Genomic DNA, 21,098 nt, shown 5'->3' with positions numbered 1-21,098 from the left:
GATTCTGCGCCCGTACGCCGGTTGGCGCCCGATGTGCGAGGTATGCGGCGTACGCCTACCGTGGCTCGCATGGGTGACGCGGTGGAACTGGAGGTCGGCGGCCGGACCGTGCGGCTGTCCAGCCCGGACAAGGTCTTCTTTCCCGAGCGCGGTTTCACCAAGCTCGACCTCGCCCGCTACTACATCGCCGTCGGGCCCGGCATCCTGCGCGCCCTGCGGGACCGGCCGACCACCCTGGAGCGCTACCCGGAGGGCGTGAGCGGGGAAAACTTCTTCCAGAAGCGGGCGCCGAAGAACATGCCCGACTGGATCCCGACCGCGCACATCACCTTCCCCAGCGGCCGCAGCGCCGACGAGATGTGCCCCACCGAGGTCGGCGCGGTGGTGTGGGCCGCCCAGTTCGGCACGCTCACCTTCCACCCCTGGCCGGTCCGCCGCGACGACGTCGACCGCCCCGACGAACTGCGTATCGACCTCGACCCGCAGCCCGGCACCGACTACGACGACGCCGCCCGCGCCGCCCACGAACTGCGGTCCGTGCTCGACGAGTTCGGTGGACTGCGCGGTTTCCCCAAGACCTCCGGCGGCCGGGGCCTGCACGTCTTCGTGCCCATCGAACCGCGCTGGACCTTCACCCAGGTGCGGCGCGCCGCCATCGCCGTCGGCCGGGAGATGGAACGCCGGATGCCGGAGCAGGTCACCATCAAGTGGTGGAAGGAGGAGCGGGGCGAGCGGATCTTCATCGACTACAACCAGACGGCCCGCGACCGCACGATCGCCTCCGCCTACTCGGTGCGCCCCCGCCCGCACGCCCCCGTCTCCGCACCCCTGCGATGGGAGGAGGTCGGCGTCGCCCACCCGCAGGACTTCGACCTCGCGACCATGCCCGCGCGCTTCGCCGAACTCGGCGATGTGCACGCGGACATGGGCGACCACCGTTACTCGCTGGAGGCCCTGCTCGATCTCGCCCGCCGTGACGAGCACGACCACGGGCTGGGCGACCTGCCGTACCCGCCCGAGTATCCGAAGATGCCGGGGGAACCCAGACGGGTACAGCCGAGCAGGGCCCGCAAACAGGCGCCTCCTACAGCTCCTTGAGCCGGATGTCGCGGTACGAGACCACGTCCGTCGTGCCGTGCACCTGGAGCCCGATGTAGCCGGAGGCGAAGCGCCGCCCGTCCGTGCCCGGGTCGTCCGCGCGCGGGGGAGTGAACTCCTGGCCTCCGGTGTTGTCGAACTCGTTGATCAGCACGCCGTTGCGGAAGACCGAGTAGTGCTGGCCCTCCACCCGGATCTCGTAGTCGTTCCAGGTGCCCTTCTGCGTCACGCCCGCGCCGGCCAGGCCCACACGGTCGAAGCCGTAGACCGACCCGGTCTTGTACATGTCGCCGTCGGGCCGGTCGAACACCTGCACCTCGTGCCCGTACTTGATGGCGACCCACTCGGGCCGGGACTCCTCCGGGTGGTCGTGGACCCACGGGAAGCGCACGAACACACCGGAGTTGGCGTTGCCGGTGCCGGGCGCGTCGTCACGCCACTGGAGCTTGAGCGAGAAGTTGCCGTACTTGCGCTGCGGGAACCAGAGCATGCCCATGCCGGGGGTGGTGGTGCCGGAGGTGATCGTCCCGTCCGGGTTCAGCCCGAACGAACCGCCGCCCACCTGCTGCCACTTGGCGAGGGACTCGGCCGTGCCGTCGAAGAGCGCGCGGTAGCCCTCGGTCTGCCCGGGCTTGCCGATGCCCGACTGCCGGGCCGCCTTGCGGATCGCGTTGTACTCGCGCTGGTCGATCACGCCTTCCTTCAGCAGCGCGTCGAGGACGGACGTGACGTGCTTGAGGAACAGGGCGTGGGACGTCCACTCCTTCTCGTCCTCGATCAGCTCGCCGATCCGGCACCGGTTGTCGGTCACCCGGTTGCGCACCCCCGAGTCGGCCGTGCCGACGATCACCGTCAGCCGCTCGTCGTACTCGGGGCAGTCGGGCGCCGGGACCTGCCCGGAGACGACCGTGAAGGACACCGTGCGGGCCGCCGCGGTGTTGCCGGCCTTGTCGGTGGCCCGGTAGGCCACGGTGTGCGCACCGGCCCGGTCGACGACCACCGGCGCCGTGTAGGCGAGGTACGGCCCGCCGTCGAGCGAGTATTCGATCCGGTCGACGCCCGAGCCGTGCGCGTCGGTCGCCGTCACGGTCACCCGGGCGCTGTTGACGTACGCTCCCGCGGAGTTCTTCGTGCCCTGCACGCTCACGCCCGTCACCGGCGGGGTGGTGTCCTGCGGCGGCGCGGCGACGACCGTGAACCGCACGTTCTTCTCGGCCGCCACGTTGCCCGCCTTGTCGGTGGCGCGGTAGCGGACGGTGTGCTCGCCCACCTGGTGCACCATCACGGGCGCGGTGTACGGCTGCCAGGCGCCGGAGCCGATCGCGTACTCGATCGTGTTGACCCCGGAGCCGGTGTCGGAGGCGGAGACGGTGACCGTCGCCATGTCGATGTACGCACCGTCCGCGTTCCGCTCGCCGGTCACCGTCGCCGAGGTCTCCGGCGCGGTGGTGTCGTCCGACGCGGGCGCCACCACCGTGAACGCGGTGCTCTTCTCGGCGGAGACGTTCCCGGCCTTGTCGAACGCCCGGTAGCGCACCGTGTGATCGCCGACCTGGTCGACCACGACCGGCGCGGTGTACGGCTGCCGGGCACCGGTGCCACCGAGTGCGTACTCGATCCTGACCACGCCGGAGCCGCCCTCGTCGGTGGCGTGCAGCGCCACGCTCGCGGAGCCCACGTACTGGCCCTGCGTGTTCCGCGTGCCGCTCACGTGCGCCGACGTCTCGGGCGCGGTGGTGTCCTCGCCGGTGCCCTCGGTCACCGTCAGGATGCCCTGCATCTGGCCGTGGCCGGGGATCGTGCAGTGGTAGAAGTACCGGCCGGGCGTGAGCGTGACCTGGGCGGTGTGCTTGCCGCCCTGGGCGTCGTTGGGGTTGGCCAGGATGTTGAGCTGCACATCGCTGTTGAACTCGGGATCGCTGGTCACGAACGTCAGCGTGTGCGGCATGCCCGTGGTGTTGCCGGTGGCCGCGCTGTTCTCGAAGACGATCGTGGCCTGACCGGCGACCGCGGTCCGCGGCGCCGAGAGGTACTTGTCGATGTCGTTGCCGGCCGTCCAGGTGAGCACCTGTTCGGCGGCCGGCGCCCTGGTCTGCCCGGCCGCGGGCATCGCCTGCACGCCGAGCATCACCAGCAGGGCGGCCAGCAGGGCGGCCCAGATCCTTCGGTGCCGTAGCTGCCGTGTCACTCGGTCCCCCTCGCCAGCCGACCGGCGGCCGGGGTCGGCCCGCCGCCCTTGTAGGTGACCCGCCACAGGGCCGACTTGGAGTCCGAGGTGAAGAAGCCGCGCCCGTAGTCGAGGACGTACAGCGCGCCGTCCGGACCGAACTTCCAGTCCATCAGGTTCCTGATGCCGTCGTTGCCGACCGGCACGATCTTCTTCAGCGACTCCGAGTGCACCGGCAGACCGCCGTCGCCCTGCGTCTTCGGGTCCATGATCACCGCGTTGCGCGGCTGGTCGGCGTCGTAGAAGTCACCGACGAACCACTTGCCGTCCCAGTACGCCGGCCACTTCACGGCACTGTCGGCCGCGGCCTTGTCATACCGGTAGACGGGGCCGTTCATCGCCGCCTGCCCGCCGCCCTTGAGCCAGGGCAGCTTGTAGGTGGCCTCCTCCGCCTTGTACGACGGGACGCCGTTCGCGTCGCGCGGGTAGTCCGGGGCGCCGCCCGAGGGCGAGTACCAGATGTTGTTGCCCGTCACCGGGGGCAGGTTGACCAGGCCGTCGTTGTTCGGCGACTCGTTCTTCGGGTGGTCGCAGTCGTACCAGCCCAGCGGCTTGGACGGATCCGGCAGATTGCGGTCCCGGTAGGGCTGCTTGTTGCCCATGCAGTACGGCCAGCCGCGGTTGCCCGCCTCGGTGATGGCCGCGAACGTGTCGTACTTGGCCGGACCCCAGGTCGTCGAGGGCGCGCTCGCGTCCGGTCCGACCCAGCCCGCGTAGAGCACGTCGGTCGACGTGTCGACGAAGATGCGCGCCGGGTTGCGGACACCCATCACATAGATCTCGCCGCGCGTCTTGCCGCCGCCCTCGTCGCTCTCCTTGCCGGTGAAGAGGTTGCCCTCGGGCAGCGTGTACGTGCCGTCCGGCTCGGGGTGAATGCGCAGGATCTTGCCGTTGAGGTTGTTGGTGTTGCCCGCGGTGCGGCGCGCGTCCGCGAAGGACACGCCCTTGTAGTTCGGCTCCGGGTTGTTGCCGGAGTAACCGCCGCTGAAACCACTGGAGTTGTTGTCACCGGTGGCGATGTACAGGTTGCCCCGGGAATCCCAGGTCATCCCGCCGCCCGCGTGGCAGCAACTGTGGATCTGCACCGGCCACTTCAGCAGCACCTTCTCGCTGGACAGGTCCAGCTTGTTCGTGGCCTGGTCGAGCGTGAAGCGGGAGACGCGCCGCTCGGCCATCCGCGTCTCGCGGTTGATCCGCTCGTGCGGCGTGTAGTGCAGGTACACCCACCCGTTCTGCGCGAACCTCGGATCCAGCTCGATGCCGAGCAGTCCCTCCTCGACCTTGACCAGCTCGTCACCGCCGCCCTTGTTGCCGAAGACGGTGAGCGCACCGGCGAGCGTGACCTGCTTGGTCCTCGGGTCCCAGACGTGGATCTCGCCCCTGCCCTTGCCGATGTCGGGGTTGTTCCAGTCGGTGATCACGGGCTGCGAGGAGTCGGCGCCGCCTCGGCCGATGTAGAAGACCCGGCCGTCGGGCGCGGTGACCAGCCCGTGCGGCTCGCCGATCTGGTCGTTCTGGCCGGGCTGGTTGGGCTTGGTCAGCCGCTCCGCCGCGTAGTTGGCGGTGATGGTCGCCTTGCAGTCGGCCTGCTCCAGCCGGGTCGTCCACATCAGGGCACCGCGCAGATGGTCGCGGAAGTCGGCCTCGTCGTACGACGACACCGTGCCGCCCATGCCCGTGTAGAAGGAACGGCCGCCGTCGTAGTCCCGGCACCAACTGACCGGGTGGTCCCAGCCGTTGGAGCCGGTGCCCGGCCGGTACGTCGACTCGCGCACCCGCGCCACGGTGTGCACCGCGCCCGAGGGGTTCTTCGCCCAGTTCAGCCACTGGTCCGGGCGTTTCCACTGCACGGGCAGGTCCTTGGTGGCGGGGTGCCGGCGGTCGCCCACCTCCACGGTCGCGCGCTGCACGGCCGTCGGGCTCGACGCGGCCGGGCGGGCCCCCACCAGGCCGGTGAACCAGTCCGAGTAAGGCTCCGCGCGCGCCGCGTCATGGATGCCGACGAACCCGCCGCCGGCCTCCATGTACGCCTCGAGACCCGCCTCCTGCTCCGCGTCGAGGACGTCACCCCCGCCGGTCAGGAAGACGATCGCGTTGAAGCGGCCGAGCCTCGTCCCGTCCGTGAACACCGAGGGGTCGTCGGTGGCCTGGACCTTGAAGCGGCGATTCGCCGGGCCCGACAGGCCGATGTCCTCGATGGCCTCGATCCCGGCGTTCACGACCGGCGACTCCTCCCCGGCCGCCGCCGAACCGTGGAAGATCAGCACCCGTACGTTCGCGCCGCCCGGCGGCGACTTGATCGACATCGTTGTCAGCGGGGGCTCGGGGAAAGGGCGGGCACTCGCGGCCGGACCCGACAGTAGCCCGGCGGTCACGACCCCGGCGGCGACGGACGCCGCCCAGACGCGTCTTTCCTTGCTCAACCCTCGTAAGTGCATGGGCACCTCCTCGGTCACAGCGACACCGCCAAGGAAGCTAGACCCCTTTGCATGTCCCGCCAATACCTATGACCGTGATGCCACCAACTTTGTCTTGACTGTGGATAAACGAGAGCGCGGCCGGTACCGTCGCACAGGTTCATCACAGGTACGCCTCCGTCAAAGCCTTACCAGGGTGGGGAGTTCCGCATGGACAGACGCAGCTTCAACCGGCGGGTCCTGCTGGGCGGCGCGGCCGTCGCGACCTCGCTGTCCGTGGCACCGGAGGCCGTGAGCGCCGCCGGACCCGCGAGGACGGCGCCCGCCGGGGGCGAGGTGAAGCGCATCAAGCTCTACGCCGAGAAGCTCCCGGATGGGCAGATGGGCTACGGCCTGGAGAAGGGCAAGGCGAGCGTCCCGGGACCGCTGATCGAACTCAACGAGGGCGACACGCTGCACGTCGAGTTCGAGAACACCATGGACGTGGACGTGAGCCTGCACGTCCACGGCCTGGACTACGAGATCACCAGCGACGGCACGAAACTGAACCGCAGTCATGTCGAGCCGGGCGGCACCCGCACCTACACCTGGCGCACCCACGCCCCCGGCCGCCGGGGGGACGGCACCTGGCGTTCGGGCAGCGCCGGCTACTGGCACTACCACGACCACGTCGTCGGCACCGAACACGGCACCGTGGGGCTCCAGAAGGGCCTCTTCGGCGCGGTCATCGTCCGCCGCAAGGGCGACGTCCTGCCGGACCGGACGCACACGGTCGTCTTCAACGACATGCGCATCAACAACAAGCCACCGCACTCCGGGCCGGACTTCGAGGCCACGGTGGGGGATCGCGTCGAATTCGTCGTGATCACGCACGGCGAGTTCTACCACACCTTCCACCTGCACGGTCACCGCTGGGCGGACAACCGCACCGGCATGCTGACCGGCCCAGACGACCCCAGCCAGGTCATCGACAACAAGATCACCGGCCCGGCCGACTCGTTCGGCTTCCAGGTGATCGCGGGGGAGGGGGTCGGCGCCGGGGCGTGGATGTACCACTGCCACGTCCAGAGCCACTCCGACATGGGGATGGTGGGGTTGTTCCTGGTGAAGAAGCCGGACGGGACGATCCCCGGGTACGAGCCGCACCAGCACGGGCAGGAACCGCCGAGCGGCGGGCACGAGCACTGAGGGGCGGCCGCGCACCGCGGCACGCGAGAGCGCTCTCACCACGTGGCGTGACGGAGCTATCCTGATCCGCAGCCGCAGGTGAGGAGCCCCGAAGTGACCGACACAGCGCCGCGTCCCACCCTGGAGGCCGTGGCCGCCCGGGCCGGGGTCTCGCGGGCCACCGTGTCCCGCGTGGTCAACGGCGGGGACGGGGTGCGGGACATCCTCGTGGAGCGGGTCCGCAAGGCCGTGGACGAGCTCGGTTACGTGCCCAACCAGGCCGCCCGCTCCCTGGTCACCAGGCGGCACGACGCGATCGCGGTCGTCGTCGCCGAACCGGAGACCCGGGTCTTCGCCGACCCGTTCTTCGCGCTCCAGCTGCGCGGCATCAGCAAGGAGCTCACCGCCCACGACAACCAGCTCGTGCTGCTGCTCACGGAGGGCCGGGACGACCACGCCAGGGTCGGCCGCTACCTCGCCGGCGGACATGTCGACGGGGCACTCGTCTTCTCCCTGCACCTCGACGACCCGCTGCCGGAGCTGATCCAGCGGGCCGGGATCCCCACCGTCTTCGGCGGGCGGCCCGGCTGGAGCGGCGACCGGCGGGCGGTGGTCTACGTCGACAGCGACAACCGCGGCGGCGCCCGCGACGCCGTCCGCCACCTGGCCGGCCTCGGCCGCACCCGGATCGCGCACATCACCGGCGCCCTCGACCAGACCTCCGCCGCGGACCGCCTCGACGGCTACCGGGACGTCATGGTGGACGCCGACCCGCGGCTGATCGCCGAGGCCGACTTCACGCCAGCCGGCGGCGAACGGGCGATGCGCGAGCTCCTGGAGCGCTGCCCGGACGTCGACGCGGTGTTCGCCGCCAACGACCTCATGGCCTCCGGGGCCCTGCGCGTGCTGCGCGCATCCGGCCGCCGGATCCCCGACGACGTCGCCGTGATCGGCTTCGACGACATGCTGCCCGTCGCGGAGCAGACCGACCCGCCGCTCACGACGGTCCGTCAGGACATCGAGGAGATGGGCCGTCTGATGGCCCGCCTGCTGCTGCGCGGCCTGGACCGGGGCGCGCCCAGCGAGGGCGTCGGGGCGCCGCCGTCGAGCGTGGTGCTGCCGACGACGCTGGTGCGGCGGGGCTCCGCGTAGAGGGTGGGGCCGGAGGCGTGGGGTGCCGGCCTCAGTCCTGCCGCGGCTCGCTGCGGATCACCGCGAAGCGGGCGCCGTACGGGTCACCGAGCCTGGCCAGGCGGCCGACGGACGGGACGTCCGTCGCGGGCAGGCGGACGGTGCCGCCCAGTTCCCGGGCCCGGGCGACGGTGGCGTCCGGGTCGGTGACCTCGAAGTACGGCAGCCAGTACGCCTCCTCCTCGCCCGGGGCGCCGGCCAGGGGCACCACACCGCCGAACATGGCGTCCTCGCTCTCCCCGGCGGGGTGGAAGGTGGTGTAGGTGCCGCCCGCGAAGTCCGCGCCGTAGGTCTCCAGGCCGAGCACCGAGTGGTAGAAGGCCGCCGAGGCCGGGACGTCCGCCGTGTACAGCTCGACCCAGCACAGCGAGCCGGGCTCCTGGACGACCTCCAGGCCCTTGTTGCCGCCCGGCTGCCACAGACCGAACGACACCCCGGCCCGGTCGGCCAGGATCGCCATCCGGCCCAGGTCCTGGACGTCCGTCGGCTGCACCGTCACCGAGCCCCGCGCCTGCTCGGCGGCCCGGGCCGTGGTGTCCGCGTCCGGTGTCTGGAAGTACACCGTCCAAGAGGGCGGGCCCTGCTCCGGCGTGGTCCGCATGCCCCCGGCGGCCGTCCTGCCGTCCAGCCGGAAGAGGCCGTACCCGCCGACCTCCGGGCCACCCGGCTGGAACCGCCAGCCGAACAGCTCGCCGTAGAAGGACGCCGCGCCGTCGATGTCGGGGGTGCCGAGGTCGATCCAGTTGGGAGAGCCGGTGACATAACGGGTGGTGAGCATCGTCCACTCCTCGCACAGGGTCCCGTTGCCCGCACTGCCGAGTCTGGCACCGCCCGGTGCCGGCCGCCGCCCGGGCGCGGCCGGGGGCCGGTGAACGTGGTGTTGATCCCGCGTTGATCGGACGTTTTTCGCCGCCCGCCACGCTTCCGATCATGTACATCGACACGATCACACCGCCTGAACCCACCTGGCAGCAGGAGGCGCTGTGCGCGCAGACCGGAGCCGACTTCTTCTTCCCCGAGCCGGGCAGTTCGGTGCGGGAAGCCAAGCGGATCTGCGGTATGTGCCCGATCCGCACGGCCTGCCTCGAGTACGCGCTGGACCACGACGAGCGTTTCGGGGTCTGGGGCGGCCTGTCGGAGAAGGAGCGGCTGGAACTGCGGCGGATGTCCCGGTGACCACGCCACCCGAATCCGGCTCGCCCCCGCCCGGACTTCGCCCGGGCGCCGCAGGCCGTCCGGTACGGCACCGGGCCCCGGCCGCTCGTGGCGGCCGGGGCCCTGTGGCCCTGCGTGCGGGTCGGCGTCAGGCGCGGGCCGCCATGCGCGCCTTGCGGGCGGCCAGCTTCTCGTCGAACTTCGACGCCTCTGCGTCCAGACCGCCCATGAACAGGCCGAGCTCCTCCTGCGCCTTGCGGCCCTCGGGGCCCAGACCGTCGATCTCCATGATCTTCAGGAAGCGCAGCACGGGCTGGAGCACGTCGTCGTGGTGGATGCGCAGGTTGTAGACCTCGCCGATCGCCATCTGCGCGGCGGCCCGCTCGAAGCCGGGGATGCCGTGCCCGGGCATCCGGAAGTTCACGACCACGTCCCGCACGGCCTGCATCGTCAGGTCGGGGGCCAGCTCGAAGGCGGCCCGCAGCAGGTTCCGGTAGAACACCATGTGCAGGTTCTCGTCGGTCGCGATGCGCGACAGCATGCGGTCGCAGACCGGGTCGCCGGACTGGTGGCCGGTGTTGCGGTGCGAGATACGGGTCGCGAGCTCCTGGAAGGCGACGTAGGCCACCGAGTGCAGCATCGAGTGCCGGTTGTCCGACTCGAAGCCCTCGCTCATGTGGGACATCCGGAACTGCTCCAGCTTGTCCGGGTCCACCGCGCGCGAGGTGAGCAGGTAGTCGCGCATCACGATGCCGTGCCGGCCCTCCTCCGCGGTCCAGCGGTGCACCCAGGTGCCCCAGGCGCCGTCGCGACCGAACAGCGAGGCGATCTCGTGGTGGTAGCTGGGCAGGTTGTCCTCGGTCAGGAGGTTGACCACCAGCGCGATGCGGCCGATCTCGGTGACCTTGGACTGCTCCTTCTCCCAGGCCTCGCCGTCCTCGAAGAGGCCGGGGAAGTTGCGCCCGTCGCTCCAGGGCACGTACTCGTGCGGCATCCAGTCCTTGGCGACCTGCAAATGCCGGTTGAGCTCCTTCTCGACCACTTCCTCCAGTGCGTACAGCAGCTGAGCGTCGGTCCAGGTGCCGGCGGGGCTGCCGAGAGGGGGAGTGGTGATCGTCATGGACTCTCCAGGGGGACATGCGTACGAGCGGTGATCAGTAACCTACGGCATCGTAGGCTACGTTCCCGTAGGTTACGAAGCCGTAGATTAAGGGCGCCGTAAAGGCCGCTGATCAGCGGGGATCACCCGGACGCGCGTCAGCTCCGGGGACCCGCAGGCCGGGACGCCGGAGAGCGGGCTGCAAGTCCGGTCAGACATACAGCTCCCGCAGCCGGACCGAGAGGCACGTCACACATCCCTCGAGCTTCTCGAACTCGCTGATGTCCACGACGACCGGTTCGTACCCGAGGTCGGCGAACAGCTCGGCGGTCTTCGGCGCGCTCGCCGCCATCAGCAGCTTGGCGCCGCCGAGCAGCACGACGTGCGCCCCTGCCTCCTCCGGCACCGGCAGGAAGCGCTCGAACAGCGACGGCGCGTCCATCTTGGGGATGTGCCCGATGACCGTGCCGTCCGGCAGCGCCGTCACCGCCGACTTCAGGTGCAGGACCTTGCTCACCGGCACGGCGACGACGCGCGCGCCGAGCGGCTCGAACGCGGCGCGCAGCTGCTGGACACCGGCGGCGTTGGTACGGCCGCCGCGGCCCACGTAGACCGTGTCACCGATCTTCAGGACGTCCCCGCCGTCCAGCGTGCCCGGCTCCCAGATCCAGTTCACCGAGCAGCCCAGACCGGCCACGGCCTCCTCGACACCGGCGGTCTCCGCGCGCCGGGAGTCCGCACCCGGGCGCGCGATCAGGGCCACGTTCTTGTACATCACGACCGTGTCCTCGACGAACACCGAGTCCGGGCAGTCGTCGGCCGGGTCCACCTGGATCGTCTCCCAGCCGTGCGTGCGCAGCGCCTCCACGTACGCCTCCCACTGCTCGGCGGCGAGGCCGGCGTCGGCCTGCTCCCGCTCGATGTGCGTCACCAGCCCTTCGGCGAGACGCGGGCTGGGGCGGCGGACCAGGGCCTTCTTGCTGGGCACGAGGGTGACTCCGTATGGGATGGGACGTGTCGGGACCGCACCGACAGGAACCTCCGGGGTCGACCGGAACCCATCGGGCATCGGCCGACCATCATGCAGGGCGAACGGGGGAGAGGACAGCCCCGGGAGGCGCGGAGGGGGTGGAAGCTGATCCACCGCCCGCCAGGTACCCCGCCCACGGCCCCTCGAACTCACCCCACCGGCCGGGCCCGCCGCACCCGCGTCGCGGCACCGGCGTCATCCCACCGATCCGGCCCCTGCGACCGTGGCCGCGGTACGGGCGCCCTCACCGGCCCGGTCCCTGCGACCGTGGGAGGGTACGGGCGTCACTCACCGGCCCCCGTCCCTTGCGCCCACATCGCGGTACCGGCGGAGCCCACCGGCCGGGCCCCTGCGGCCGTGGCCGCGATACCGGCGTCATCCCACCGGCCCGGTCCCTGCGATCGTGGCCGCGGTGCGGGCGTCACTCACCGGCCCGGTCCCTCGCGCCCACATCGCGGTACCGGCGGAGCCCACCGGCCGGGCCCCCGCGGCCTTGGCCGCGATACCGGCGGAGCCCATTGCCCCGCCCCCGGCAACCCTGGCCCCTGCCCCGCCGTCACACCACCGACCCGGCCCCCTCCACCCCCCGCCGCTGTGCCGGCGTCACCGCACCGGCGACCGTCTCCCCTTGCGTGTCCGGACGCAGGCACTCGATCAGGTAGTCCCCGGTCTCGGGGTCGCGGGTCACCCCGTGGGTCTCGCTGCCGAAGCCGGGGAAGCGGCGGTCGAAGGACTCCAGGGCGCCGAGGTAGCGCAGCAGGGGGCCGTCCGCCTCGCCGACGCTCTCGCCCGGCATGAGGACCGGGATGCCGGGCGGCGTCACCGTGACCATCGCGGCGGCGGTCCGGCCGGGCGCGTCCGTCAGGCGGATCCGTTCCGTGCCGCCGCGGATCAGGCGCTGGTAACAGGCCTGGGGCGGGGCGACGGGCTCCGGGAGCTGCTGGAACGCGGTGTCGAGGAGTTCGACCAGACGCGCCTGCCGCAGATGGTCGTGCATCTCCTGGCACAGCTCGCGCAGCGTCAGCCCGGTGTACCGCCGGGGGTGTTCCGCGACCAGCGCGGGCAGCACACGGTCGAGCGGGGTGTCGCCGTCGTAGAGGTCCTTGAAGTCCATCAGGGCGTCCAGCAGGGTGCCCCACTTGCCCTTGGTGATGCCCATGGAGAACAGCACCAGGGTCGTGTAGCTGTCGGTCTTCTCCACGACGATGCCACGCGTCGTCAGATAGGCGGTCAGCACCCGCGCCGGGATGCCCCGGTCGGACATCACCCCGGTCGCGTCGAGTCCCGGGCAGGTCAGGGTGACCTTGATCGGGTCGAGCATGCAGTAGCCGTCGGTCAGCCCGGGGAAGCCGTGCCAGTCCGCGCCGGGCGTGAGGTGCCAGCAGGACGGCTCGGTCCGCAGCAGGTCCGCCGGAGCCTCGTCGAAGGGCACACGCTCCCCGCTCGCGGGGTCCGTCACCTCGGCCGGCTGCCACACCCCGAAAAACCAGGGCGGCCGGTCTCCGGCCGCCTCGATGCGGCGCCCGATGCGCACCATCTCCTGCCGGAACCGGACCGCCTCGGTCACCGCCTCGTCGACGAGCCACTGCCCCTGCGGGCCGTCCATCATCGCCGTGGCCACGTCCAGCGACGCGATCATCGGGTACAGCGGCGACGTGGTGCCGTGCATCATCAGCGCCTCGTTGAACCGGTCGTGCTCCACCGGCGCCCGCGGCGCGGGCCGGACGTGCACCATGGCGCCCTGCGACAGCGCCGCCAGCAGCTTGTGGGTGGACTGGGTCGCGAAGACCGTCGGCCGGTCCGGTCCGGGGAAGCTCTCCTCGTCCACCGACATGCCGTAGCGACCGGCGTAGAGCGGATGGAAGCGGGCGTACGCGAACCACGCCTCGTCGAAGTGCAGCCGGGGCGTGCCGTCGGCGAACGCCCGGGCGGCCGCCACCGCGTCGTAGCACAGCCCGTCATAGGTGGAGTTGGTGAACACGGCGTACTGGGCGCGCGCGGACACGGCGTCGGCCGTCAGCGGGTTGGCGGCGATCCGGGCCGCCACCGACTCCGCCGCGATCTCGGCCGGAGGCAGGGGCCCGGCAAGCCCGTAGCCGTTGCGGGTGGGCACCAGATACACCGGTCGCGCGCCGGAGACGACCAGGCCGTGCAGCACGGACTTGTGGCAGTTGCGGTCCACCAGGGCGATCTCGTCACGGGTCACGCTGAAGTGGCCGACCAGCCGGTTGCAGGTGGAGTCGCCGTGCAGCACGAAGTACGTGTGCGCGGAGCCGAAGACCCGTGCGGCGTTGCGCTCCGCCTCGCCGATCGGGCCGGTGTGCTCGAACAGCGAGCCGAGTTCCTCCACCGAGATCGACAGGTCGCTGCGCAGCAGCCGCTCACCGAAGTAGTCGTGGAACGCCCGGCCCACCGGAGACTTGAGGAACGCGACGCCCCCGGAGTGCGCCGGGGTGTGCCACGAGTACTCGTGCGCGTCGTCGAAGCGCCGCAGCGCCTTGAAGAACGGCGGGAGCAGCGCGTCCAGGTAGCCGCGCGCGGCGGTGGTGATCCGCCCGGCGATGAACGACGGTGTGTCCTCCAGCGGCCACACATAGCCGACCACCGACTGGGACACCCACAGCGGAAGCTCGCGCAGCCCCTCGTCGGCCATGACCAGGAACACCGGCAGGTTCTGGAACCTGCGCCCGATCCGGCGCAGCACCGCCGCCCCGCCCGGCGCGTCCCCGGTGGCGGGCGGGAGGTCCCAGGCGACCACCGCGGCGGCCAGACCGGCCTCGGTCCTGAGCACCGCCTCGGCGTCGGCGACGCCCACCACCCACCGCACCTGTAAGCCGCGCGCCCGGATTCCCTCGGCGATGCGCGCCAGCTGCCCCGCGGCGGCGCCCTCGTCCTCCGGTCGCTCCGCCACCGCCACCAGAACCGTGCCCTCGGCCATGCCGCCCCCCCCTCGTCGGTGGCCCGCGCCACCCCCTCCTCCAGTGTTCGCGGGCCCCAGGGCGCGACGGGCGGGCGTCCGGCCAAACCACCCGATCGGTGCATGGAGCGGTCCGCCGCCTTGACGTGTCAACGCAGGCGCGCCCGGCATCCCGTCGGAGGAACCGATCAACCGTCTTGCAGATGATTCACCGCCCCGGTCCCGTGTCGATCTTGCGGCCCTTCGTTAGGCGTAGTGCTCCCGGCCGGTACGGCCGGGACCGACCCGACGGAAGGAAACCGAAAGAGATGTATGGCGCGCGGCGTATCGCGGTGACGGCCTCGCTCGTGGGGATGCTCATGGCTGTTCCGGCCGGCATGGTCACCGCCCATGCCGCAGACGGCGACGCGGGGGCGGGCGGGGTGCTGTCCAACCTCTCCGGCAGGAACTCCTCCGGACACGCCAACCTCTGCGGCACGGGCAAGGTGGCGCTCTTCAAGGAGCGCACCTGTGTGGCCGAGGACGACGGCAGGGGCGGCGGCGACCAGGCGGGCCCCAGCGGCGGTGTCCTGTCCAACCTGCTCTTCGCCCGCAACGCCTCGGGCCACAGCAACAACTGCGGCAACGAGACCGTCGCGGTGTTCAGCAGGACCACCTGCGTCACCGCGGACCGCTCCGGCCACTGACCGCACCGACACAGCCCGGAGAGGGGCCCTCATGTCGTCGTCCTCCCTGTGCGTGGGCGTGGTGGCCCCCCTGACGGGGCGACTGGCCCCTCTCGGGTCACCGCTGTCGTACGTGCTGCGCAGGCTCGCGCCCCGCCTGGCGCGCCTGCGCGGCGGCGCGCGCCGCCGCGACGTGAACGTCGTCGTGCGGGACAGCCGGTCGGATCCCGACGCGGCCCGGCAGGCCGTGCGGGAGCTGGCCGGACCCGACGGCGCGCACATCGTGATCACCATGGCCGGCACCCGGGTCCTGCCCGCCGTCACAGCGGCCTGCGAGGAGCTCCGGGTGCCCTGTGTGTCGACCACGTTCCCCTGGCAGGCGTACCTCCACACACGCGGCGCCGTACCCGGGCACCGCTTCCGGTGGACGTACGACTTCGCGTGGGGGCTGGACGACATCGCCGCCGTCTTCGCGGACCTGTGGGAGCTGGCCGGCGGCCGGGGCGCCGTCGGGTGCCTCTGGAACGACGACCTCCAGGGCTCCCTGCTGCGTCACGACCACCACGGCTTCACCCCGGTGACGTCCCCGCGCGGGCACACGCTGGTCGACCTCGGCGCCTACGGCGAACCGGCGGACGGCTTCCGGGCGCAGGTCGGGCGGATGCGGGAGCACGGCGTCGACCTGGTCACCAGCGCCGCCACCGCCACCGACCTCGCCCTCTTCCACCGCCAGGCCCGTGAGGCGGGGGTGCGTCCGCGGCTGATCACCTGCTCGCGCTGGCTGACCTACCCCCACACCCACACCACCCCCGCCCCCGCCGTCCACGTCGAACTGGCCGACGCCCGCGTGGCCACCCTCGTCTACTGGAGCCCCGGCCACCCCTACCGCTCCGGCCTGGACGGCACCTCGTGCGCCGAGCTCGCCCGCTCCTACCGTCAGGACACCGGCGCCGCCTGGCTCCAGCCGCTGGGTCTGGCCCACGCCCTGGTGGAGACGGCCCACCACGCCCTCAGCGTCGCGGACGACCCCACCGACCGGACGTCCGTCGCGCGAGCCCTCGCCGGCACCCGCCTCGACACCATCGCCGGACACCTCGACTGGACGCGCGGGCCCACGCCCGGGATCGCCCTCCTCCCGCTGGTCGGCGGACAGTGGCACCCCGGCCCGCAAGGCCCCCGACTCGCCGTCGTCAGCAACAGCGCTCACCCGGACGTACCGCTGACCGGGGAGCTCACACCGGTCCGGTGACCTCCGAGCGGACCGCCCGCCGCAGATGCTCCCCTGTGAAGGACCCCTGGGCCTCCAGGAGTTGCCGCGGGGTTCCCTCGAAGACGATCTCGCCGCCGTCCCGGCCGCCGTCCGGGCCGAGGTCGATCACCCAGTCGGCCCGGGCGATCACGTCGAGGTTGTGCTCGACGACGACGACCGTGTTGCCCGAGTCGACCAGCCGGTCCAGCAGGGCGACGAGGCCCTCCACGTCCGCCATGTGCAGGCCGGTCGTCGGCTCGTCGAGCACGTAGACCGCTCCGGTACGGTGCAGCCGGGTGGCGAGCTTGATGCGCTGCCGCTCACCGCCGGAGAGCGTGGAGAGCGGCTGCCCGAGCGTGAGATAGGTGAGGCCGACGTCCCGCAGCGCGTCCAGCCGGCGCCGTACGCCCGTGTCGTCGAAGAAGCCGAGCGCCTGCTCGGCGGTCATCTCCAGGACGTCGGCGATGGAACGGCCCCGCACGGTCAGCCGCAGCACCTCCTCCTTGAAGCGCCGCCCCTCGCAGGCGTGGCAGGTCGTCGTCACCGGGTCCATGAAGGCCAGGTCGGTGTAGAGGATGCCCCGGCCCTCACAGGTGCCGCAGGCCCCGCCGGAGTTGAAGCTGAACAGGCCCGCCCCGGTCCCCGTCTCGCGGGCGAAGATCTTGCGGACCGTGTCCATGATCCCCAGGTACGTCGCCGGGGTGGAGCGGCCCGAGATGCCGATCGACGACTGGTCGACGACCACGGCCTCGTCGTGGGCGGCGACGAACTCCCCGGCCAGGGTGCTCTTCCCGGACCCGGCGACCCCGGTCACCGCCGTGAGCACACCGGCCGGGAACCGTACGGTCAGGTCCCGCAGGTTGTGCCGGTCGGCGCCCTTGACCCACAGCTCCCCGGCCGGCCGTCGGACCTGGCCCTTCACCGCCGTACGGGTGCGCAGGCAGCGTCCGGTGAGCGTGCCCGACCGGGCCAGTTCCCGGGGCGTCCCCTCGAACACCACGGTGCCGCCGCCGGCACCGGCGCCCGGCCCCATGTCGACGACGTGATCGGCCAGCGCGATCACGTCCGGGTCGTGCTCGACCACCAGCACGGTGTTGCCCTTGTCGCGCAGCCGTAGCAGCAGGTCGCCGAGACGGCCCACGTCACGCGGGTGGAGTCCGACGCTCGGCTCGTCGAAGATGTACGTCATCCCGGTGAGGCTGGAGCCGAGGTGCCGCACCGTCTTCAGCCGCTGCCCCTCCCCGCCGCTGAGCGTGGCCGTCTCCCGGTCGAGGCTGAGGTAGCCGAGGCCGATCGCCTCGATGCGCTCCAGCGCGGCGACGGCGGCCGAGGCGATCGGCGCGGCCACCGGGTCGTCGATCTCCTTCAGCACGGTGATCAGGTCCGTGACCTGCATCCGGGTGCAGTCGGCGATCGACCGGCCGTTGATCCGGGACGCGAGCGCCGCCGCGTTCAGACGGGCCCCACGGCAGACCGGGCAGGCACCCTCCACCAGGAACGCGCGGACCAGGTCCCGGGTCTTCTGGCTCATGGCCGACAGGTCCCGCTTCAGATACAGCCGCTCGAAGCGGACGGCCAGCCCCTCGTACTCGGTGGTCCAGGTGCCGCCGCTGCCCTTGACGGTGACCGTGCTGCCGGGCCGCCCGCGCATCAGGAACTCCCGCTCGGCGGCGGTGAACCGCCCCACCGGCTTGTGCGGGTCGAGGTCGGTGCTGTTGGTGTACGACTGCCCCTGCCAGGTCCCGGCGGCGAACGGCGGGAAGCGGACCGCACCGTCGGCGAGGGAGCGGTCGGGGTCCAGGATGCGGTCCCAGTCCGGGCGGACCGTGCGGCCGAGGCCGTCGCACTCGGGACACATGCCCGACGGGTCGTTGAACGAGTACGCCGTCGCGGGTCCGGCGCTGGGGCTGCCGTAGCGGGAGAACAGCACCCGGATCACCGAGTAGACGTCCGTCATGGTGCCCACGGTCGACCGGGAGTGCCCGCCGACCTGCCGCTGGTCCACGACGATGACGGGCGTGAGGTGCTCCAGGCCGTCCGCGTGCGGCCGTTCGAACTTGGGCAGCCGGTTGCGGACGAACCAGGGATACGTCTCGTTCAGCTGGCGCTGCGACTCCACCGCGATCGTGTCGAAGACGACGGACGACTTCCCCGACCCCGAAACGCCGGTGAACACGGTCAGCCGGCCTTTCGGGATGCGCAGGGTGACGTCCTTGAGGTTGTTCTCGCGAGCTCCGGTCAGGGTGATGGCATCGTGCGTGAAGTCGGTCATGCCACCGACGCTAAAAGGAAAACCGGACAGCCTCTGGCGTGGTTTCTTTCAGTTCTCCCTCCTCCAGCAGCAGCCAGCGGGTGATGCCGACCGACTCCAGGAACGGCAGGTCGTGGCTGGCCACGACCAGCGCTCCCTCGTACGACTCCAGTGCCGTGGTGAGCTGCCGGACACTCGCCATGTCGAGGTTGTTGGTCGGCTCGTCCAGCATGAGCAGCTGCGGTGCGGGCTCGGCCAGCATCAGCGCGGCCAGCGCCGCCCGGAAGCGCTCGCCGCCGGACAGCGTCGCCGCCTGCTGATCGGCCCGGGCGCCCCGGAACAGGAAGCGCGCCAGCCGCGCCCGGATCCGGTTGTTGGTGGCATCCGGCGCGAACCGGGCCACGTTCTCGGCGACGGTCAGCTCCCCGTCCAGGACGTCGAGCCGCTGCGGCAGGAACCGCAGCGGGACGTGCGCCCGCACCTCGCCCGACTCCGGGGCGAGCTCCCCGCTGATCGTGCGCAGCAGCGTCGTCTTGCCCGCGCCGTTGCGCCCGATGAGCGCGACCCGCTCCGGTCCCCGCAGCTCGAAGCCGCCCTGGACCCGGGCGCCGTACCGGAGCCCCAGATCCTGGAGGGTGAGGACCGTACGCCCCGGCGGCACCGCCGTGTACGGCAGGTCGACGCGGATCTCGTCGTCGTCCCGTACGGCCTCCACCGCGTCGTCGAGCCGCTCCCTGGCCTCGGCGAGTTTCTCCTCGTGCATGATGCGGTGCTTGCCCGCGGACTCCTGCGCCGCCCGCTTGCGCGCCCCCATGACGATCTTGGGCTCGCGCTTGCTGTCCCACATCTTCTGCCCGTACCGCTTGCGGCGGGCCAGTTTGACCTGGGCGTCGGCCAGTTCGCGCTTCTGTTTGCGGAGGTCGGACTCGGCCACGCGCACCATGCGCTCGGCCGCCTCCTGTTCGACCTCCAGGGCCTCCTCGTAGGCGGAGTAGTTGCCGCCGTACCAGGTGATCGAGCCGGAGCGCAGGTCGGCGATCTGGTCGACGAGGTCCAGCAGTTCACGGTCGTGGCTGACGACGATCATCACGCCCGGCCAGGACTGGACGGCCATGTACAGCCGTCTGCGGGCGTACAGGTCGAGGTTGTTGGTCGGCTCGTCCAGCAGCAGCACGTCGGGGCGGCGCAGGAGCAGCGCGGCCAGCCGCAGCAGGACGGACTCGCCGCCGGACACCTCGCCGACGGTGCGGTCCAGGTCGACGTGGCCCAGACCCAGTTCACCGAGGGTGGCCAGGGCGCGCTCCTCGACGTCCCAGTCGTCGCCGACGGTCTCGAAGTGCGCTTCGCCTACGTCACCGGACTCGATGGCGTGCAGGGCGGCGCGGCGGTCGGCGATGCCGAGGGCCTCGTCCACGCGCAGGGTGGTGTCGAGCGTGACGTTCTGCGGCAGGTATCCGACCTCGCCGGCCACCCGGACGGTGCCGTCGACCGGTGCGAGCGCACCGGCGATCAGCTTCAACAGGGTGGACTTTCCCGACCCGTTGACGCCGACCAGGCCGGTGCGGCCGGGACCGAACGCGACATCCAGGTCCTCGAAGACGGGGGTGCCGTCGGGCCAGGTGAACGAGAGGGACGTGACAGTGATGGAACCGGACATGGGGCCTCGCTCGCGGTTGCTCGAAGCGGTCAGGGGCACACGCGTGTCGAGACACCTGCGACCAGGGGAGGCTCCATGGCACACCACGGGCATGAAAAACGCCCCGTACCGGAGGACGGCTCGAACGCCGAGGTCGCACGCAGCGCACACACCGGTGGTGTGTGACGCGGTGTCTCAGGACCTCAGACGAGCAACGTCCTACTCCAATCGGCGGCAACAGAGGCGTTCTACACCGTAGGAGGGCGCCCTGAGCCTGTCAACGAATTAAGCGCGACGCGACATCCCCGCCCCGAGGAGGCCTCCGTGTCCAACGGCCCGCTCACGCTGCCGGCCCGGCTCTGTCTGCTGGCGTGGGACCCTGCCCGGCGGGCGACCGGCGGTACCGCCCACCGGCCGGACCTGGTGCGGGCCGGTGCCCTCGCCGAGCTGGCCCAGCGCGGCCTGCTGACCGACGAGGACGGCATCGCCACACCGGTCGACCTGGACGCGAGCGCGGGGGACGCGGTGCTCGACGGACTGCTGGAGCTCGTCCGCGAGTCGCGCCCGCACCCCTGGCGGACCTGGGTGACGCTGCGGGCGCGGGTGACCTTCGACGCCGTGCGGGAGCAACTGGTGGCCCAGGGGTTTCTGCGGGCGGAGAAGCGCCGGGTGCTCGGGGTGTTCCCGACCGTGGAGTACGCGCTGGAGCGGCCCGCCGCCGTCGAGGCGCTGCGGGAGGAGGTGCTGGAGATCCTCCGGGGCCGGGCCGTCGACGTCTTCGAGCGCGACGCGGCGGTCACCGCGCTCGCCGCCGCCGGGGGGCTGCTGCCGGACCGGGACGTGCGCGACCACGAGCGGTGGGCCGAGGACCTGCTCGAACGCGCGGGGGCGGCCGCCCCCGGGTCCGGGAGGGCGCTGCGTGAGGTGAGCGCGGCGGTGACGAGGAGGACCAGGGCCGCCCCCGCGCCGACGGCGGGACGTTGAGCCCGGCGCGGT

General features: G+C 71.7%; 15 protein-coding genes. 7 read left to right on the top strand and 8 right to left on the bottom strand.

Translation table 11 applies throughout. From position 1 onward, the window contains the following. The first annotated feature begins 69 nt into the window (after positions 1 to 69). Entirely contained in the window at positions 70 to 1,098 is a 1,029-nt protein-coding gene (gene ligD, locus AB0I06_RS02390) for a non-homologous end-joining DNA ligase (protein WP_363116840.1), read from the top strand. On the opposite strand, the gene AB0I06_RS02385 is transcribed toward ligD, so the two are convergent. Together AB0I06_RS02385 and AB0I06_RS02380 are read right to left on the bottom strand one after the other, a co-directional pair. Then, positions 1,085 to 3,226: a family 16 glycoside hydrolase gene (locus AB0I06_RS02385; protein WP_363117021.1), complete on the bottom strand. Its 2,142-nt coding sequence runs from the start codon at positions 3,224 to 3,226 to the stop codon at positions 1,085 to 1,087. The two genes, ligD and AB0I06_RS02385, sit on opposite strands and share 14 nt — an antisense overlap. Before the next feature lie 56 nt (positions 3,227 to 3,282). Further along, on the bottom strand, positions 3,283 to 5,763 hold the full coding sequence (locus AB0I06_RS02380; RefSeq protein ID WP_363116839.1) for a ThuA domain-containing protein: 2,481 nt from the start codon (positions 5,761 to 5,763) through the stop codon (positions 3,283 to 3,285). Positions 5,764 to 5,952: 189 nt separating this feature from the next. On the opposite strand from AB0I06_RS02380, the gene AB0I06_RS02375 reads away from it, so the two are divergent. Continuing rightward, positions 5,953 to 6,930, top strand: coding sequence for a multicopper oxidase domain-containing protein (locus AB0I06_RS02375; RefSeq protein ID WP_363116838.1), 978 nt, complete (start codon positions 5,953 to 5,955; stop codon positions 6,928 to 6,930). 93 nt (positions 6,931 to 7,023) lie between these two features. After that, entirely contained in the window at positions 7,024 to 8,061 is a 1,038-nt protein-coding gene (locus AB0I06_RS02370) for a LacI family DNA-binding transcriptional regulator (RefSeq protein ID WP_363116837.1), read from the top strand. 31 nt (positions 8,062 to 8,092) lie between these two features. Here AB0I06_RS02370 and AB0I06_RS02365 read toward each other — a convergent pair whose 3' ends face one another. After that, complete coding sequence (locus tag AB0I06_RS02365) at positions 8,093 to 8,878, bottom strand: VOC family protein (protein ID WP_363116836.1); 786 nt, start codon at positions 8,876 to 8,878, stop codon at positions 8,093 to 8,095. 152 nt (positions 8,879 to 9,030) lie between these two features. On the opposite strand from AB0I06_RS02365, the gene AB0I06_RS02360 reads away from it, so the two are divergent. Continuing rightward, a complete protein-coding gene (locus tag AB0I06_RS02360) occupies positions 9,031 to 9,276 on the top strand; it encodes a WhiB family transcriptional regulator (protein ID WP_363116835.1) in 246 nt (81 codons plus the stop codon). A 127-nt stretch (positions 9,277 to 9,403) separates the two neighbouring features. On the opposite strand, the gene AB0I06_RS02355 is transcribed toward AB0I06_RS02360, so the two are convergent. The 3 genes from AB0I06_RS02355 to AB0I06_RS02345 form a co-directional block, all read right to left on the bottom strand. Then, positions 9,404 to 10,375 (bottom strand): acyl-ACP desaturase, encoded by a 972-nt coding sequence (locus AB0I06_RS02355; protein WP_363116834.1) that lies wholly within the window; start codon positions 10,373 to 10,375, stop codon positions 9,404 to 9,406. 190 nt (positions 10,376 to 10,565) lie between these two features. Continuing rightward, complete coding sequence (ddaH, locus tag AB0I06_RS02350) at positions 10,566 to 11,342, bottom strand: dimethylargininase (protein WP_363116833.1); 777 nt, start codon at positions 11,340 to 11,342, stop codon at positions 10,566 to 10,568. A 598-nt stretch (positions 11,343 to 11,940) separates the two neighbouring features. Continuing rightward, positions 11,941 to 14,322 carry an Orn/Lys/Arg decarboxylase N-terminal domain-containing protein gene (locus AB0I06_RS02345; protein ID WP_363116832.1) on the bottom strand — a complete coding sequence of 794 codons (2,382 nt, stop codon included), beginning with the start codon at positions 14,320 to 14,322 and terminating at the stop codon, positions 11,941 to 11,943. A 338-nt stretch (positions 14,323 to 14,660) separates the two neighbouring features. On the opposite strand from AB0I06_RS02345, the gene AB0I06_RS02340 reads away from it, so the two are divergent. Continuing rightward, the gene (locus AB0I06_RS02340; RefSeq protein ID WP_363116831.1) at positions 14,661 to 14,987 is read left to right on the top strand and encodes a hypothetical protein; all 327 of its coding nucleotides are present in this window, start codon (positions 14,661 to 14,663) and stop codon (positions 14,985 to 14,987) included. 31 nt (positions 14,988 to 15,018) lie between these two features. Next, entirely contained in the window at positions 15,019 to 16,215 is a 1,197-nt protein-coding gene (locus AB0I06_RS02335) for an ABC transporter substrate-binding protein (protein ID WP_363116830.1), read from the top strand. On the opposite strand, the gene AB0I06_RS02330 is transcribed toward AB0I06_RS02335, so the two are convergent. Continuing rightward, positions 16,199 to 18,487, bottom strand: a complete 2,289-nt coding sequence (locus AB0I06_RS02330) for an excinuclease ABC subunit UvrA (RefSeq protein WP_363116829.1) — start codon at positions 18,485 to 18,487, stop codon at positions 16,199 to 16,201. The genes AB0I06_RS02335 and AB0I06_RS02330 overlap by 17 nt on opposite strands. Before the next feature lie 10 nt (positions 18,488 to 18,497). Continuing rightward, positions 18,498 to 20,123 carry an ABC-F family ATP-binding cassette domain-containing protein gene (locus AB0I06_RS02325; protein ID WP_363116828.1) on the bottom strand — a complete coding sequence of 542 codons (1,626 nt, stop codon included), beginning with the start codon at positions 20,121 to 20,123 and terminating at the stop codon, positions 18,498 to 18,500. A gap of 303 nt (positions 20,124 to 20,426) precedes the next feature. Here AB0I06_RS02325 and AB0I06_RS02320 point away from each other — a divergent pair, with 303 nt between their 5' ends. Beyond that, on the top strand, positions 20,427 to 21,086 hold the full coding sequence (locus tag AB0I06_RS02320; protein WP_363116827.1) for a GPP34 family phosphoprotein: 660 nt from the start codon (positions 20,427 to 20,429) through the stop codon (positions 21,084 to 21,086). Positions 21,087 to 21,098 lie beyond the last annotated feature (12 nt).

This window comes from Streptomyces sp. NPDC050674 (assembly GCF_040654575.1).
In the GTDB taxonomy this organism is placed as follows: Bacteria; Actinomycetota; Actinomycetes; order Streptomycetales; family Streptomycetaceae; genus Streptomyces.
This window is presented reverse-complemented; position numbering and strand designations above follow the sequence as displayed.